General features: G+C 62.1%; 16 protein-coding genes and 1 other RNA gene. 9 read left to right on the top strand and 8 right to left on the bottom strand.

Going from position 1 to position 16,298, the window contains the following annotated elements; genetic code table 11:
- Window positions 1-10: 10 nt before the first annotated feature.
- From E4O97_RS11040 to E4O97_RS11015, 6 genes are all read right to left on the bottom strand, one after another.
- Window positions 11-1,627, bottom strand: a complete 1,617-nt coding sequence (locus E4O97_RS11040; protein ID WP_078822594.1) for an iron ABC transporter permease — start codon at window positions 1,625-1,627, stop codon at window positions 11-13.
- A gap of 162 nt (window positions 1,628-1,789) precedes the next feature.
- Window positions 1,790-2,794 (bottom strand): extracellular solute-binding protein, encoded by a 1,005-nt coding sequence (locus E4O97_RS11035; protein WP_078822595.1) that lies wholly within the window; start codon window positions 2,792-2,794, stop codon window positions 1,790-1,792.
- Window positions 2,795-2,954: 160 nt separating this feature from the next.
- Window positions 2,955-4,172 carry a 2-octaprenyl-3-methyl-6-methoxy-1,4-benzoquinol hydroxylase gene (locus tag E4O97_RS11030; protein ID WP_248161436.1) on the bottom strand — a complete coding sequence of 406 codons (1,218 nt, stop codon included), beginning with the start codon at window positions 4,170-4,172 and terminating at the stop codon, window positions 2,955-2,957.
- A 61-nt stretch (window positions 4,173-4,233) separates the two neighbouring features.
- Window positions 4,234-5,421: a 2-octaprenyl-6-methoxyphenyl hydroxylase gene (ubiH, locus tag E4O97_RS11025; protein ID WP_078822596.1), complete on the bottom strand. Its 1,188-nt coding sequence runs from the start codon at window positions 5,419-5,421 to the stop codon at window positions 4,234-4,236.
- Window positions 5,418-6,740 (bottom strand): Xaa-Pro aminopeptidase, encoded by a 1,323-nt coding sequence (gene pepP, locus E4O97_RS11020; RefSeq protein WP_032878828.1) that lies wholly within the window; start codon window positions 6,738-6,740, stop codon window positions 5,418-5,420. Before pepP ends, ubiH begins: the two co-directional genes overlap by 4 nt.
- Before the next feature lie 20 nt (window positions 6,741-6,760).
- Window positions 6,761-7,318 carry a YecA family protein gene (locus tag E4O97_RS11015; RefSeq protein WP_078822597.1) on the bottom strand — a complete coding sequence of 186 codons (558 nt, stop codon included), beginning with the start codon at window positions 7,316-7,318 and terminating at the stop codon, window positions 6,761-6,763.
- Window positions 7,319-7,456: 138 nt separating this feature from the next.
- Between E4O97_RS11015 and E4O97_RS11010 the strand changes: the two genes are divergently transcribed.
- The 4 genes from E4O97_RS11010 (at window position 7,457) to E4O97_RS10995 (ending at window position 8,877) form a co-directional block, all read left to right on the top strand.
- Window positions 7,457-7,666, top strand: a complete 210-nt coding sequence (locus E4O97_RS11010) for a TIGR02449 family protein (RefSeq protein ID WP_003177365.1) — start codon at window positions 7,457-7,459, stop codon at window positions 7,664-7,666.
- Window positions 7,663-7,980 carry a cell division protein ZapA gene (locus tag E4O97_RS11005; protein ID WP_005792389.1) on the top strand — a complete coding sequence of 106 codons (318 nt, stop codon included), beginning with the start codon at window positions 7,663-7,665 and terminating at the stop codon, window positions 7,978-7,980. Before E4O97_RS11010 ends, E4O97_RS11005 begins: the two co-directional genes overlap by 4 nt.
- 30 nt (window positions 7,981-8,010) lie before the next feature.
- Window positions 8,011-8,189: non-coding RNA, 6S RNA (gene ssrS / locus E4O97_RS11000), on the top strand.
- A 58-nt stretch (window positions 8,190-8,247) separates the two neighbouring features.
- Window positions 8,248-8,877 (top strand): 5-formyltetrahydrofolate cyclo-ligase, encoded by a 630-nt coding sequence (locus E4O97_RS10995; protein ID WP_032878825.1) that lies wholly within the window; start codon window positions 8,248-8,250, stop codon window positions 8,875-8,877.
- Window positions 8,878-8,884: 7 nt separating this feature from the next.
- Here E4O97_RS10995 and E4O97_RS10990 read toward each other — a convergent pair whose 3' ends face one another.
- Entirely contained in the window at window positions 8,885-9,031 is a 147-nt protein-coding gene (locus E4O97_RS10990) for a hypothetical protein (RefSeq protein ID WP_005792392.1), read from the bottom strand.
- Window positions 9,032-9,225: 194 nt separating this feature from the next.
- Here E4O97_RS10990 and E4O97_RS10985 point away from each other — a divergent pair, with 194 nt between their 5' ends.
- The 4 genes from E4O97_RS10985 (at window position 9,226) to E4O97_RS10970 (ending at window position 14,541) form a co-directional block, all read left to right on the top strand.
- Window positions 9,226-9,675, top strand: coding sequence for an EVE domain-containing protein (locus E4O97_RS10985; protein ID WP_032878824.1), 450 nt, complete (start codon window positions 9,226-9,228; stop codon window positions 9,673-9,675).
- Between the two features lie 68 nt (window positions 9,676-9,743).
- Window positions 9,744-10,709 carry a biotin/lipoyl-binding protein gene (locus E4O97_RS10980; protein WP_032878823.1) on the top strand — a complete coding sequence of 322 codons (966 nt, stop codon included), beginning with the start codon at window positions 9,744-9,746 and terminating at the stop codon, window positions 10,707-10,709.
- Window positions 10,706-13,423, top strand: coding sequence for a ribosome-associated ATPase/putative transporter RbbA (gene rbbA, locus E4O97_RS10975; RefSeq protein WP_216090457.1), 2,718 nt, complete (start codon window positions 10,706-10,708; stop codon window positions 13,421-13,423). Before E4O97_RS10980 ends, rbbA begins: the two co-directional genes overlap by 4 nt.
- A complete protein-coding gene (locus tag E4O97_RS10970; protein ID WP_103734187.1) occupies window positions 13,423-14,541 on the top strand; it encodes an ABC transporter permease in 1,119 nt (372 codons plus the stop codon). Before rbbA ends, E4O97_RS10970 begins: the two co-directional genes overlap by 1 nt.
- 41 nt (window positions 14,542-14,582) lie before the next feature.
- On the opposite strand, the gene E4O97_RS10965 is transcribed toward E4O97_RS10970, so the two are convergent.
- Complete coding sequence (locus E4O97_RS10965) at window positions 14,583-14,990, bottom strand: flagellar basal body-associated protein FliL (protein ID WP_216090459.1); 408 nt, start codon at window positions 14,988-14,990, stop codon at window positions 14,583-14,585.
- Between the two features lie 150 nt (window positions 14,991-15,140).
- On the opposite strand from E4O97_RS10965, the gene E4O97_RS10960 reads away from it, so the two are divergent.
- Window positions 15,141-16,118 (top strand): NADPH:quinone oxidoreductase family protein, encoded by a 978-nt coding sequence (locus tag E4O97_RS10960; protein ID WP_248161362.1) that lies wholly within the window; start codon window positions 15,141-15,143, stop codon window positions 16,116-16,118.
- The last annotated feature ends 180 nt before the right edge of the window (window positions 16,119-16,298 follow it).

Genomic DNA, 16,298 nt, shown 5'->3' with positions numbered 1-16,298 from the left:
GGACTGGCACCTAACCGATTTGCCGAGCAGAGCGACGGATCAGCCCGATGACCGGCAACAACCCGACCAGCACCAGGGTCAACGCCGGCAAAGAAGCCCGCGCCCATTCGCCTTCACTGGTCATCTCGAAGATCCGTACCGCCAGCGTGTCCCAGCCAAACGGGCGCATCAGCAATGTCGCGGGCATTTCCTTGAGTACATCCACGAACACCAGCAGCGCCGCGCTCAAGGTGCCGGGCAACAACAACGGCAGATACACTTTGCAAAACAGTCGTGGACCGCTCACCCCAAGGCTGCGTGCAGCTTCGGGCAATGACGGACGAATGCGCGCCAGGCTGTTTTCCAAAGGCCCGTAGGCCACTGCCAGGAACCGTACCAGGTAAGCCAGCACCAATGCCGACAGGCTGCCCAACAGCAAGGGCCTGCCCGCGCCGCCCAGCCAGCCGGACAGTGGCACCACCAGCTCGCGGTCCAGGTAGCTGAACGCCAACATGATCGACACCGCCAGCACCGAGCCCGGCAAGGCATAACCGACATTGGCCAGGCTGATACCGGAGCGAATCGCCCGGGTCGGCGCCAGGCGGTTGGCAAAGGCCAGGATCATCGCCACGCTGACGGTAATCAGCGCGGCAATACCACCCAGGTAGAGGGTGTGGACGATCAGGCCCGTATAGCGCTCATCCAGGTCGAAGCGCCCGCGCTGCCAGAACCAGGCCACCAGTTGCAGCATCGGGATCACAAACGCACAGGCAAATACCAGGCCGCACCAGGCGCTGGCCGCCACGGCCTTGAACCCGTGCAGGTGGTACAACGCCTTGCCGCGTGGCCGCTCATTGCTCGGTCGGCTGGCTCCACGCGCGCGCCGCTCGCCATACAGCACCAACATCACAACCAGCAGCAACAGGCTGGCCAGTTGCGCGGCGCTGGAAAGGCTGAAAAAGCCATACCAGGTTTTGTAGATAGCCGTGGTGAAGGTATCGAAATTGAACACCGAGACGGCGCCGAAATCTGCCAGGGTCTCCATCAACGCCAGGGCCACACCGGCACCAATCGCTGGTCGCGCCATCGGCAACGCCACGCGCCAGAATGCTTGCCATGGCGATTGCCCCAATACCCGCGCCGCTTCCATCAAACCCTTGCCCTGGGCCAGAAACGCAGAACGTGCCAGCAGGTAAACGTAGGGATAGAACACCAGCACCAACACGATGATCACGCCGCTGGTGGAGCGCACTCGCGGCAAGCGCAGCCCATTGCCGAACCATTCGCGCAGCAGGGTTTGCACGGGCCCTGCAAAGTCCAGCAGACCGACGAACACGAAGGCCAGCACATAAGCCGGGATCGCAAAGGGCAGCATCAGCGCCCAATCGAGCCAACGTCGCCCGGGGAATTCGCAGAGGCTGGTCAACCAGGCCAGGCTGACGCCCAGCAGCGTCACACCAATACCGACGCCGAGTACCAGGGTCAGGGTGTTGCCCAGCAAGCGCGGCATCTGGGTGTCCCAGAGGTGGGACCAGATCTGGTGGTCGATGCTTTGCCAGGACAGCAGCAGCACGCTCAGCGGCAGCAGCACCAGGGCGGCGACGGTGAAGACCGGCAGGTACCAGCGGCGTTGGGCGGGGTGGGCCAAGGAAAAGCTCTCTATAGAACAGACTATTCGAAGACAAACACAAAACAATGTGGGAGGGGGCTTGCTCCCGATAGCGGAGTGCCAGTCAATGATGATTAGACTGATACCCCGCTATCGGGGGCAAGCCCCCTCCCACATTTAGATCTGTGGCAATTTACACATTCAGTTCCAGCCAGCGCGATCCATCAGGCGAATGGCTTCAGCCTGGCGCTTGCCCGCCACTTCTACCGGTAAGGTATCGGCCACGAACTTGCCCCAGCTCGCCACTTCCGCCGATGGCGGTACCGCCGGGTTGGCCGGGAACTCCTGGTTCACGTCGGCAAAGATTTTCTGCGCCTCAGGCGTGGTCATCCACTCCACCAGCGCCTTGGCTGCTTGCGGGTGCGGCGCGTGCTTGGTCAGGCCGATGCCCGACAGGTTCACATGCACGCCACGGTCGCCCTGGTTCGGCCAGAACAGTTTCACCGCCAGATCCGGCTTCTGCTTGTGCAGGCGGCCGTAGTAGTAGGTGTTGACGATACCCACGTCGCACTGTCCGGCATTGATGGCTTCCAGCACGGCGATGTCATCGGAGAACACGTCGGTGGACAGGTTGTTGACCCAGCCCTTGACGATCTCTTCGGTCTTGGCCGCGCCATGGGTTTCGATCAACGTGGCGGTCAGTGACTGGTTGTAGACTTTTTTCGCGGTGCGCAGGCACAGGCGGCCTTCCCATTGCTTGTCTGCCAGGGCTTCGTAGGTGGTCAGTTCGCCCGGTTTCACCCGCTCGGTGGAATAGGCGATAGTGCGCGCACGCAGGCTCAAGCCGGTCCAGGCGTGGGCCGACGAGCGATATTGCAGCGGGATATTCTTGTCGATCACAGCGGAAGTGAACGGTTGCAGGATGCCCATTTGCTCGGCCTGCCAGAGGTTGCCGGCGTCGACGGTGAGCAGCAGATCGGCGGTGGCGTTCTCGCCCTCGGCCTTGATGCGCTGCATCAGCGGCGCTTCCTTGTCGGTGATGAACTTGACCTGCACCCCGGTCTTCTTGGTGTAGGCATCGAATACCGGCTTGATCAGCTCATCGATGCGCGAGGAGTAGACCACGACTTCGTCGGCTGCCTGCACGGTGGTGCTGCCGATCAGGGTGAGTGCCAGGGCAGTCAGGAGGCGCTTGGGTGCCAACATGGGTGCGGTCTCTCATTTGCAAATTGAGGGCAAATGATAAGGACTCACATTTGGTAACGCTCGGTGGAGGCGTTACCAGATGTTGCACAGCCCGAATATGCGCGAGGGTTGAGGGCCTCATCGGGGGCAAGCCCCCTCCCACAGGGGACTGTGTTTCAATTCAGGGTTTAGCGAGTTCTGGTAGATCGCCAGTCAAACCTAGCGCCTGGCGCACAAACACTGCCTTGGCTTCGGGCATCTGGTCGACGATTTTCAGGCCGGCATTACGCAGCCAGCGCAGCGGCAGTTGATCCGCCTGGAACAAGCGCTCAAAGCCTTCCATTGCCGCCATCAACGCCAGGTTGTGAGGCATGCGCCGCCGCTCGTAACGACTCAGGACCTTAACATCTGCCAGGCGCTCGCCGCGCTCGGTGGCCGCCAACAACACCTCGGCCAATACCGCCGCATCAAGAAAGCCCAGGTTCACGCCCTGCCCCGCCAACGGGTGAATAACGTGGGCAGCATCACCGATCAGTGCCAGGCCTTCGGCCACGTAGCGTTTGGCATGGCGCTGGCGTAACGGCACGCAAACTCGCGGGTCGGCGCTGATCACAGTGCCCAGGCGCCCTTCGAAGGCGCGCTCCAGCTCCCGGCAGAAGCGTTTATCATCCAGGGCCATCAGGCGCTCGGATTCAGCCGGCGTGGTCGACCAGACAATCGAACACCAATCTTCCTGCCCATCCCGTACCAGCGGCAGGAACGCCAGCGGGCCGGTATCGGTAAAGCGTTGCCAGGCCGTGCGCTGGTGCGGCTGGCTGCTGCGCACGCTGGTGACGATCGCGTTATGCAGGTAATCCCACTCGCGGGTCGGGGTGCCGGTCAGGCGGCGTACTGCGGAATTGGCGCCATCGGCGGCCACCACCAGCGGCGCACGCAATTTGCGCCCATCAGCCAGGGTCAGCAGCCAGTCATCGCCGGAGCGGCGCATCTGTTCCAGGCGCGCATTGGCCAGCAGGCCGAGGTCGCAGTCGTGCAAGCGCTCCAGCAAAGCATCCTGCACTACGCGGTTTTCGACGATATGCCCGAGCACCTCGGCATGCACGCTGGCCGCCGAGAAGTGGATCTGTCCGGTGCCGCTGCCGTCCCACACCTGCATCTCGCCGTAAGGGCTGGCGCGACGCTCGACGATGCCGTCCCACACGCCCAGGCGTTCGAGGATGCGTTGGCTGGCAGCGGACAACGCGCTCACCCGCGGCTCAAACGCCGCCTGCGGTTCAAACGGTTTGACGCTTAGCGGGCTGCCGTCGAGCAGCAGCACCTGCAAGCCGCTGCCCTGCAATGCCAGCGCCAGGGCGCTTCCGACCATTCCGGCCCCGACAATCAGCACATCTGCGCGCATGTCCATGCTTTAAGCCTTGTCTCGTGTGCGGCACAGGCCGCCAATAAAGTGATGGGCCGGCTCAAACATCGGAGCGCACCCCCAGCCCCATGGCCTGGCGGGCGAACCAGCGCTTGGCCGGCGGCAACAGATCCAGGCCGAGCAAGCCCAGGTTACGGCCCAGCGCCATTAGCGGCTGGCCGCTGCCAAACAAGCGTGTGACCTGATCGGAAAAGCCTACGGTCAGTTGTTGGTCCAGGCGCTGGCGATCCCGATAGCCTTGCAACGTCGCCAGGTCACCTGGCACTGCCGGGCCGGCCAACAAGGCTTCGGCCAAGGCATTGGCATCGCGCAGGGACAGGTTGAACCCCTGCCCGGCAATCGGGTGCAGGCTGTGGGCGGCATTGCCGAGGACCGCAAGATGCGAGCGCACTTGCTCTTCAGCTTCCACCAGGGTCAGCGGGTACAGATGACGGGCGCCCACTTGCTTGAGGGTGCCCAGGCGATAACCGAATACGCCCTGCAACTCGCTCAGGAAGCTGCGCTCGTCAAGGTCGGCCAGACGCTGGGCGTCCATGCCGATGCGGGTCCAGACCAGCGCACAGCGGTTGTCCGGCAGCGGCAACAAGGCCATCGGCCCCTCATCGGTAAAGCGCTCGAACGCTTCGCCATTGTGGGCTTCGCTCGGGGTGATATTGGCGATCAGTGCGCTCTGGTTGTAGGGCCGGGTCTTCACGCCAATGCCCAGTTGCTCGCGCAGGCCGGAGCGGCCGCCGTCGGCCAACACCGCGAGGTCGCATTCCAGCACGGTTTCATCGTTGAGGGTCAGGCGATAGCCATCAGGCAGCGGCTCCATGCGCGTGACTTCCGCGGGGCAGCGCCAGCTGACGACGTCTTTATCCAGGCCTTGCCACAGGCATTGGCCCAGCCAGGCGTTTTCCACCACATAGCCCAGAGCCGGTACGCCCTCTTCCATGGCGGACAAGCGCGCGGTAGAGAAACGCCCGCGGTCCGATACGTGGATCTGCTTGATCGGTTCGGCGCGGCGGGCAATGTCCTGCCACAGGCCCAGACGCTGATAAATCTGGCGGGCACCAAAGGACAGCGCCGAAGAACGCGCATCGTAACTGGGCTGGTAGCTGTCGCCCGGGGCAAAGGGTTCGATCAGCACGATCTTCCAGCCACGTGCCTTGGCCCCGGCCTGCAACGCCAGGGCCAGGCTGGCACCCACCAGGCCACCACCAATAATCGCCAGGTTGACCCGGCTCATCGGGCAGCCGCCATCAGTGCTTCGATCTCGGCAACGGTCTTGGGCACCGCGCCGGTCAGGATTTCACAGCCTTGCTTGGTCACTATCACGTCATCCTCGATGCGTACGCCAATGCCACGCCATTTCTTTGCCACGTTCTGGTTGTCCGGGGAAATATAGATGCCCGGCTCCACGGTCAAGGCCATGCCGACTTCCAGCACACGCCATTCACCGCCGACCTTGTACTCGCCCACATCATGCACATCCATGCCCAGCCAGTGGCCGGCGCGGTGCATGTAGAAAGCGCGGTAGGCTTCGCTGGCGATCAGTTCGTCAACGTCACCTTGCAGCAACCCCAACTTCACCAAGCCGGCGGTGATGACCTGCACGGTAGCCTCATGGGCCTGGTTCCAATGCTTGTTCGGTGCGATCTGCTTGAAAGCGGCTTCCTGGGAGGCCAGCACAATCTCGTAGATCGCCTTTTGCTCGGGCGAAAACTTGCCGTTGACCGGCCAGGTGCGGGTGATGTCGCTGGCGTAGCAGTCGATCTCACAACCGGCGTCGATCAGCACCAGGTCGCCATCCTTGAGCAACGCGTCATTCTGCTGGTAATGCAGGATGCAGCTGTTGCGTCCGGCGGCGACGATAGAGCCATAGGCCGGCATTTTCGCGCCGCCCTTGCGGAACTCGTAATCCAGCTCGGCCTCCAGGCTGAACTCATGCAAACCCGCACGGCTGGCCTGCATCGCCCGCACATGGGCCGCGCAGGAAATGCGCGCTGCTTCGCGCATCACCCTCACCTCTGCCGCCGATTTATACAGGCGCATATCGTGGAGCAGATGATCCAGGGCAACGAATTCGTTCGGTGGCTGGGCGCCCAGGTGCGCCTTGGAGCGGATCACGTTGATCCACTCCATCACATGCCGGTCGAATTCGGCGTTGCTGCCCATGGCCGAATATACCCGGTCGCGGCCTTCGATCAGGCCGGGCAGGATGTCGTCGATATCAGTGATAGGGAATGCGTCGTCGGCGCCAAAGTCGCGGATCGCGCCTTCAGTGCCGGCGCGCAGGCCGTCCCACAGCTCGCGCTCAGCGTTGCGCTCACGGCAGAACAACACGTATTCGCCATGCTGGCGACCGGGCATCAGCACGATCACCGCTTCGGGCTCGGGGAAACCGCTCAGGTACTGGAAGTCGCTGTCCTGGCGGTACACGTGCTCGACATCGCGGTTGCGGATGGCCACGGCGGCTGCCGGCAGGATCGCGATGCTGTTGGGTTCCATCTGCGCCATGAGCGCCTTGCGGCGACGGGTGTATTCCGCTTTGGGGATATGAATCATGGGCAGATGGGGTTCCTTTCTTAATGCAGCGAAGGCTTGGGTGCAGCAGGTTCAGCAGACTTTTTGGTCTCGGTGAACAGCAGCAACGGCGCGACGCGCAGGTATTCCATCACTTCCATGTAGTCGCCTTCGCCGTCTTCGGACTCTTCCAGAGCATCTTGCACCTGGGAGATGGCTGCCAGGTCCTGCAGCACTTCCTTGGCGTCGTCGCTCAGCTCCAGGCCACCGGCGTTCACGCCGAAACCGTGGAGGAAACCCTGGCACCACTGGCCCAGGGCAGCAGCACGCTCGGTGAGTGGGGCGTCGTCGGTCGGCAGCAGCAGAACCACGGTGACGTCGTCACCGGTCAGCTCGCCCTTGACCATCTCTTGCAGGCCAATCAACGCGTTGCGCACGTTTTCGTTGGGTTCGGTTTCGAGCAGCTCGGCCACGTCGGCCAACCAGTTGTCGGCATCAAAGCCCACACCAGTGCAACTGCGGCCCAACAGCACGCCGTGCAGTTCGGCAGGCGAGCATGGGTGACCGCTGGTGCTCAGCAGTTTGGAAAAAGCGTCGTACGGGGAATTCTGAATGGGCATGGTGAGCTAGGCGCCAGACGGCGCAATGTCTAGAATGGAGCGCTGTATCCTAGCACCGGCAGGCGCACCAAGACTATCGAGGGCGTCAGATCGTTTATCCTGCAGTTGCCATTCATCAGACAAATCCAGTGGAACCCAATGGAAGACACCGACCTGCAAGCGCTGATGGCCAGACTCGAACTGCTAATTGATCGGGTCGAGCAACTAAAGAGTCAAAACGGACTCCTATTAGCTCAGGAAAAGACCTGGCGCGAGGAACGCGCTCACCTCATTGAAAAAAACGAAATCGCCCGGCGTAAGGTCGAATCGATGATTTCGCGCCTGAAGGCCCTGGAGCAAGACTCATGAGTTCAAGCAATAGCGTTACCGTGCAGATCCTCGACAAAGAATATTCGATCATCTGCCCCCAGGAAGAACGCAGCAATCTGGTGAGCGCTGCGCGTTACCTGGACGGCAAGATGCGTGAAATCCGCAGCAGCGGCAAAGTGATCGGCGCCGACCGCATCGCCGTGATGGCCGCGCTGAATATCACCCACGATCTGCTGCACAAGCAGGAACGCCCTGACGTGCAGGCCAGCGGCTCGACCCGCGAGCAAGTGCGTGACCTGCTCGAGCGCGTGGATCTGGTGCTTTCCACCGATTCCGACGCACCCAAGGGCTGATTGCCGAGTCTGTTTAAGGTATACTCGCCCCACTCCCTGGCGTGTTTGCCAGTCGGCGATGTCCCTGAGCCGATTCGCACTACCCTGGAAGTTGCACGTTGGGCTGGTGTGCATGTCCGCTAGACGGAAAGCCTTAAAGCCTACTGCTTCTTCCACCTTGAACTTTCGGGTTCAAGGGCTAAGTCGACAGCGGCTCTGTCGGGGAGCCTGAATTCCCAAACTCAATGCCAGTCCCAGGACTGGCATTGTTTTATGAGCCGATAAGCCATGACCGAACCTGCGCCGCTGTCCCGTCCGCAACTTCGACGCATGTTGCGCAAGGCCCGCCGTGCCCTCACGCCGAGCGAGCAGCGCCAGGCCGCCCTTGGCCTGTACCGGCAACTGGCGCAGCACCCGCTGTTTCGCCGGGCCAAACATATTTCCTTATACCTGCCGACGGACGGCGAAATCGATCCGCGCCTGCTGCTGCGCGCGGCGCAGCGCCGTGGCAAGGCCACCTATCTGCCGGTACTGAGTGCCTGGCCGCGCACCAAGATGGTGTTCCAGCGCGTGCGGCCTGGGGATAAGTTGTCGCCCAACCGCTTTGGCATTCTTGAGCCGCGGGTCAATGTCCACCAGCAGCGCAAAGTCTGGGCGCTCGACCTGGTGCTGTTGCCGTTAGTGGGGTTCGATAGCGAAGGCGGACGCCTGGGCATGGGTGGCGGATTCTACGACCGCAGCCTGGCCTACCTGGCCAGGCGCAAAAGCTGGCGCAAGCCGACCTTGCTGGGGTTGGCCCATGAATGTCAGCAGGTAGACCGCTTGGCGCAGGCAAGTTGGGACGTGCCGCTGGCGGGCACTGTCACCGATAAGCACTGGTATGTTGCACAAACGTCGCTGGAACCAGCGACGCCTTGAAGCCTTATTAACGCTTGAATTGTTGCTGCACTGGCGAGAGTTCAACCGGTGCGTCGGCCTTGTTCGACCACAAGCTCTGGGCATACCCGGTGGTCACAACGCCCAGACCAAACAAAATAACCAAAATCCATAGTAAATCCGGTTTACGTTGCATCGATTGCCCCCCTTCAGGCACCTCGTACACGATGACAACAACGTTCCAAAGTAGTCCGTTGCAGCTGCGCCAAGCCTAAAAGCGCGCATTCTGCGGTAACGTGAACCAACACGCAAACCTTGACGCCAACCGACTGTCGGTTTGTCATGCAATTGCCCGACAACTTGCCCAATGCCTTTTTCAGGAGCCCAAAAATGGCCTACTGGCTGATGAAATCCGAGCCTGACGAATTGTCCATCGAGGACCTGGAAAAGCTCGGCGAAGCGCGCTGGGATGGGGTTCGCAACTATCAGGCGCGCAACTTTCTGCGCGCCATGGCAGTGGGCGATGAGTTTTTCTTCTATCACTCCAGCTGTCCGGAGCCAGGGATTGCCGGCATCGGCAAAATCGTCGAGGCCGCCTACCCGGATCCTACAGCGCTGGAACCGGACAGCCACTACTTCGACGCCAAGGCCAGTGCGGAGAAAAATCCGTGGAGTGCCATCACCGTGGGCCACGTCAACACCTTCCCCAAGGTGCTGGGCCTGGGCTATCTAAAGCAGCAAACCGCTCTTGCCGAAATGCCGCTGGTGCAGAAAGGTAGCCGGCTTTCGGTCATGGCGGTCACGCCTGAACAATGGACGGCCATCCTTCAGCTGCTTTAACTGACCGATATCAAGACCCTCACGGGCCAAACCCATCACACTGGACGCTAACGCCGCAGGATGCAGCCATGTCTACGAACCACCATACGTCCCGTCTGTTCGCCATCGCCCTGATCGTCCTCTTGCTGGGGGCGGGGGCCTTTGGCTACTGGCGTTCGACCCAGGACCGCCTGCCCGAGGGCTTGAGCATGGGCAATGGGCGCCTGGAGTCCACCGAAGTGCAAATCGCCGCCAAGATCCCCGGGCGCCTGGCCGAAGTGCACGTGGATGAAGGCGACAAAGTGCTCAAGGGCCAGTTGCTGGCACGCATGGACACCCGCACCCTGCAAGCCCAGCGCGCCCAGGCCGAAGCAGAGGTGTTACGCGCCAGGGAAAACTTCGCCTCTGCTGAAGCCAACGTGCAGTTGCGCCAAAGCGAGCAACTGCTGGCCAGCCAGGAACTCAAGCGCACCCAAGAGCTGTACCGGCGCGGCTTCGCCAGCAGCCAATTGATCGACCAGCAGCAGGCGCGCCAGAACACCGGTAACGCGGCAGTGATCGCCGCCCAAGCCCAGGTCAACGCGGTGAAGGCCGCCATCGGCGCAGCCCAGGCCCAGGTGGCCCAACTCACCAGCGAAATCGACGACAGCAGCCTGCGTGCGCCCATCGACGGCATCATCCAATTGCGCCTGGCCGAGCCGGGCGAAGTGCTCGGCGCGGGTGGGCGCGTGTTGCTGCTGATTGACCCCAATGACCAGTACATGAATCTCTACCTGCCCGCCTCCGTCACCGGCCGCCTGACCGTCGGCAGTGAAGCACGCATCCTGCTCGACGCCCTGCCCCAGCAAGCGCTGCCGGCCAAAATCAGTTTTGTCGCGGCCAAATCCCAGTTCACTCCCAAGGAAGTCGAAACCCGCGATGAGCGGCAAAAACTGGTGTTCCGCGTCAAATTGCGCCTGACTCAGCCCAGCGCCGTGCCACAAGCCAAACCGGGCATGCCCGGCGCGGGCTATGTACGCACGGCCGATGTCGACTGGCCGGCCAACCTGCAATGAGCGGCCTGGCGCTGCACGCCACGGGGATCAACCACCGCTACGGCAAGCAACAGGCACTGCTCGACGTTGCCTTCAGCTTGCCAGCCGGTACCCGCTGCGGGTTGATAGGTCCGGACGGCGCCGGCAAGTCGAGCCTGCTGGGTCTGATCGCCGGGGTTAAAAAGCTGCAGGAGGGCCAGTTGCAGGTGCTCGGCGGTTCCATCCAAGACCGTCGCCACCGCAATAGCCTGTACGCGCGCATTGCCTTTATGCCCCAGGGCCTGGGCGGCAATCTGTACCCCGAGCTGTCCATCAGCGAGAACATCCGTTTCTTCGCCACCTTGTTCGGCCTGTCGAAAACCGATTGCGACCAGCGCATGCACAACCTGCTGCTCGCCACCGACCTCGCACGCTTTGCCGAGCGCCCGGCAGGCAAGCTCTCCGGCGGTATGAAACAGAAGCTCGGCCTGTGCTGCGCGCTGATCCATGATCCGGACCTGTTGATCCTCGACGAGCCCACCACCGGCGTCGACCCGCTGTCCCGCCGGCGTTTCTGGGAGCTGGTAGATAGCGTACGCAGTGAGCGCCCGCAACTGACACTGCTGGTGGCCACCGCCTACATGGAAGAGGCCGAGCAATTCGAGCATTGCCTGATGCTCGACCGTGGCAGGTTGATCGCCGATGGACTGAGCCGCGAACTGGCGGCGATAACGCCCAGCGGCAAGCTGGATGAGGCCTTCACCCACTTCCAGGGCGACAGTGCTCACGACAGCCAGCCGCTGGTAATTCCACCGCGCACAGGCGGCAACGCCGATATCGCTATCCAAGCCCACGACCTGACCCTGCGCTTTGGCGATTTCACCGCGGTGAACAACGTCAGCTTTGCCATTGGCCGCGGCGAGATCTTCGGCTTCCTCGGTTCCAACGGTTGCGGCAAGACCACCACCATGAAAGTGCTGACCGGGCTGATGCCGGCCACCGAGGGCAGTGCAATCCTGCTGGGCAAGCCGGTGGACGCCAAGGACCTGGCGACCCGCAAGCGCGTAGGTTTCATGTCGCAGAGCTTCTCGCTGTATGGCGAACTGAGCGTGCGCCAGAACCTGGTGCTGCATGCGCAACTGTTCGACTTGCCCAAGGCCGACAGCGGTCCGCGCATTGATGAACTGATCCAACGTTTCGACCTGGGTGAAGTGGCCGAACAGCCCTCCGGCGAGTTACCCCTTGGCCTGCGCCAGCGTTTGTCCTTGGCGGTTGCGGTGCTGCATCGCCCGGAAGTGCTGATCCTCGATGAGCCCACCTCGGGTGTCGACCCGGCGGCACGGGATGATTTCTGGCGGTTGCTGATCGAGTTGTCGCGCCAACAAGGCGTGACCATCTTCCTGTCCACCCACTTTATGAACGAAGCCCAGCGCTGCGACCGCATCTCCTTGATGCATGCCGGCAAGGTGTTGGCCTGCGACACGCCCGAGGCGCTGCAACAGCAGTTCCACGGCGATACCCTGGAGGCGGCTTTCGTCACCTGCCTGGAGCAGGCCCAGGGCGAACCCGAATCCAGCGCGCCCCGTGCAACGGTCAACGATGCCCACGCGCCGCCCGCGAGCAAACACGGCTTCAGCCTGGCGCGGTGGTTAGCCGTGGCCAGCCGCGAAGGCAAGGAGCTGCTGCGCGACAAGGTACGCATGGCCTTCGCCCTGCTCGGGGCGATGTTCATGATGGTGATCTTCGGCTACGGGATTTCCCTGGACGTGGAAAACCTCGCCTTCGCCGTCTACGACCAGGACCAGACCCCGCAAAGCCGCGCCTATCTAGAGGCATTTCGCAGTTCGCGCTATTTCGCCGAGCAAGCACCCATTCGCGACGCCAACGAATTGCACCGGCGCCTGCAACGTTCGGAAATCAAGCTGGCCCTGGAGATCCCACCCGGCTTTGGCCGTGACCTCTACGCCGGCCGCCAGCCCACCGTCGCGGCCTGGCTCGACGGCGGCATGCCGTTTCGCGCTGAAACAAGCCGCAACTACGTGGAGGCCGTGCACCAGGGCAACCTTGCGCAACTGGCTGAACTCAGTAGCTTACCCTTGAACAACCGGGCCGCCGTCAAGCTTGAAACACGCTTTCGCTACAACCAGGACGTGGTCAGCGTGAATGCCATTGGCCCTGGCGTGATGGCGCTGATCCTGGCGTTCATTCCGGCCATGCTCACCGCCCTCGGCATTGTGCGCGAGAAGGAGCTGGGGTCGATCACCAACTTCTATGCCACACCACTGACGCGCCTGGAGTTCCTGTTGGGTAAACAGGCGCCCTATCTGGTCGTCAGCCTGGTCAACCTGGCACTGTTGGTGGCGATGAACCGCTGGTTGTTCGGTGTACCGTTCAAAGGCAGCGGCCTGACCCTGGCTTTCGGTGGCCTGTTGTACGTGCTGGCGACCACGAGCATGGGCCTGCTGATCTCGGCGTTCACCCGCACCCAGATCGCGGCGATCCTCGGCACCATGATCATCACCAGCCTGCCGACCATCCAGTTTTCCGGGCTGATCGTGCCGCGCTCGTCCCTGGAAGGTGCGGCAGCGCTGATGGGCATGCTGTTTCCGGCCGGGCACTTTCTGGATATTGCGGTGGGCACCTTCACCAAGGCCCTGGACCTGCGCCAGTTGTGGCCACAATGCCTGGCCTTGTTCGGATTTTTCGTCGGTTTTACCGGGCTGAGCCTGGTGATGCTCAAGAAGCAGGAGGCCTGATGCACAAGCTCGCCCATATCCTGCGCCTGGGGCTCAAGGAACTCACCAGCCTGCGCCACGACAGCGTGTTGCTGCTGTTTCTGGCCTACGCCTTCACCGTGGCGATCTACATGCCCGCTGCCGGTTCAGTGATTGGCGTGCACAACGCCAGCGTGGCCTTTGTCGATGAAGATCACAGCGCGCTCTCGCGGCAAATGGCCGAGGCCCTGCAACCACCGGAATTCCAGGCGCCGGCGCCACTGGCCTACGACCAGCTGGACAGGGTCATGGACAGCGGCCAATACACCTTCGTCGTCAATGTACCGGCGAATTTCCAGGCCGACCTGTTGGCGGGGCGCCAGCCAGGGGTGCAGGTGAACGTTGATGCTACGGCGATGAGCCAGGCATTCATGGGCGCGGGTTACATCGGGCGGATTTTCCAACGCGAACTGCTGACTTACAGCGGCCAGGCCGACGCTGCCGGCAAAGCTCCGGCCCTGCTGACCACCCGGGCGTTGTTCAATACCAACCTGGAAGGTGGCTGGTTCCTGGCGGTGATCCAGATCGTCAACAACATCACCATCCTCGCCATCGTGCTGACCGGCACCGCCCTGCTGCGCGAACGCGAGCACGGCACCCTCGACCACCTGCTGGTGCTGCCCCTGACCGCGCTGGAGATCATGCTGGCAAAAATCTGGAGCAACATGCTGGTGGTGGTGTTGTGTACGTGGCTGTCCCTGGAACTGGTGGTCAAAGGCTTGCTCGGCGTGCCGCTGGCCGGGTCATTGGGCCTGTTCCTGCTGGTGACGGCGCTGTATTTATTTGCGAGTACTGCGTTGGGGATCTTCCTCGCCACTCTCGCCCGCTCGACGCCGCAGTTCGGCCTGCTGGCGATCCCGGTGATCATTCCCATGCTGTTGCTCTCTGGCGGCAGTACGCCGCTGGATAGCATGCCCGAATGGTTGCAGTGGGTGATGCAGGGCTCGCCATCGACGCATTTTGTAAGCTTGAGTGCCGCGATTCTATTCAGGGACGCGGGGTTGAGCGTGGTCTGGCCAGACTTGCTGGCCCTGACGGGAATTGGCTTGGTATTTTTTGCGGTGGCGTTGGCGCGGTTTCGCAAGAGCCTGGCTTCCTGAGACGCCTGGCAGGACCTCGCGAATAGCGCTAAGCGCCGGTTTTACTGGATGATCAGATTGTTGAAGAGCAAATCTTCCACCATCGGCTTGCCGGTCTCGTCATTCATCACTTGCTGGGTTTGTTTCAGGGCTTCCTGACGCAGCTTTTCCTTGCCTTCGACCGTACTCATGGCCTCGCTGGTCTGCTGGGTAAACAGCCCCACCAGCTGGTTGCGGATCAACGGATCGTTGGCTTTGACCGCCGCGGCGGCTTCGGTGCCGGTCACGCGCAGGGCGATGTCGGCTTTGTATACCTTGAGCTTCGCCGTGCCATCCAGGCCATAGTTGCCTACGAATGGCGGCGTCAGGCTGATATAGCTGACCTTCGGCGCCTCGCCTTCCTTGGCCTCTTCGGCCTGGACAGCCATCGGCAACGTCAGGGCCAGCATCAACAGGATCCACGCTTTCACAGTTCATTCCTCGAATTCGTTTGCCCGGTAGCATAACGCTAGCAAGGCTGAGCACAAGCTTATGGGGGCTTATCAGGCGCGGGTATGCTCGTTGACCCACGGGCGCACCCTCCTACACTTATCGGCCACGATGCCAAAAGGAATAGTCCGATGAAAGCTGTGCTGTGCAAAGCCTTCGGCCCCGCCGAAACCCTGGTGCTGGAAGAGATCGCCAGCCCTGCGATCAAGAAGAACGAAATCCTGCTGGACGTGCACGCGGCCGGGGTGAACTTCCCGGATACCCTGATCATCGAGGGCAAGTACCAGTTCAAGCCGCCCTTTCCATTCTCACCCGGTGGCGAAGCGGCGGGCGTGGTCAGCGAGGTGGGTGAGAAAATCAGCCACTTGAAGGTCGGTGACCGCGTAATGGCGTTGACCGGTTGGGGCAGCTTTGCCGAGCAGGTCGCGGTGCCTGGCTATAACGTGCTGCCGATTCCGCCGAGCATGGACTTCAACATCGCCGCCGCCTTCAGCATGACCTACGGCACCTCGATGCACGCGCTTAAACAGCGCGCCAACCTGCAACCCGGTGAGACCCTGCTGGTGCTAGGCGCCTCCGGCGGTGTGGGCCTGGCCGCGGTGGAAATCGGCAAGGCCATGGGCGCACGCGTGATCGCCGCCGCCAGCAGCGCCGACAAACTCGCGGTGGCCAAGGCGGCCGGGGCTGATGAGTTGATCAACTACAGCGAAACCAGCCTCAAGGACGAGATCAAACGCCTCACCGACGGCAATGGCGCGGATGTGATCTACGACCCGGTGGGCGGCGACCTGTTTGACCAGGCCGTCCGCGCCATCGCCTGGAACGGCCGCCTGCTGGTAGTGGGGTTTGCCAGCGGGCGCATTCCCGAATTGCCGGTGAACCTGGCATTGCTCAAGGGCGCGGCGGTAGTTGGGGTGTTCTGGGGCTCGTTTGCCCAGCGCCAGCCGCAGGATAACGCGGCGAATTTTCAGCAGTTGTTCACGTGGTATGCCGAGGGCAAGTTGAAGCCGTTGGTGTCGCAGGTGTATCCGCTGGAGCAGGCTGCCCAGGCGATTAATGACCTGGGGCAGCGCAAGGCAGTGGGTAAGGTCGTCGTCCAGACACGCTGATTGATCTGAAATGCGGTCCTTGTGGGAGGGGGCTTGCCCCCGATAGGAGTCGGTCAGTGAGTACATGAGTGACTGAACCACCGCTATCGGGAGCAAGCCCCCTCCCACATTTTGATCCTCGGTGTTCAAGAGAACGGATTACGACCACAACTTATCTATTTACGACATGTTCGTAAAAGA

Source organism: Pseudomonas sp. W15Feb34 (genome assembly GCF_023127765.1).
Taxonomy (GTDB): Bacteria; Pseudomonadota; Gammaproteobacteria; order Pseudomonadales; family Pseudomonadaceae; genus Aquipseudomonas; species Aquipseudomonas synxantha_A.
Note: the sequence above shows the minus strand (reverse complement) of the source record. Positions and strands in the feature narration are given on the sequence as shown.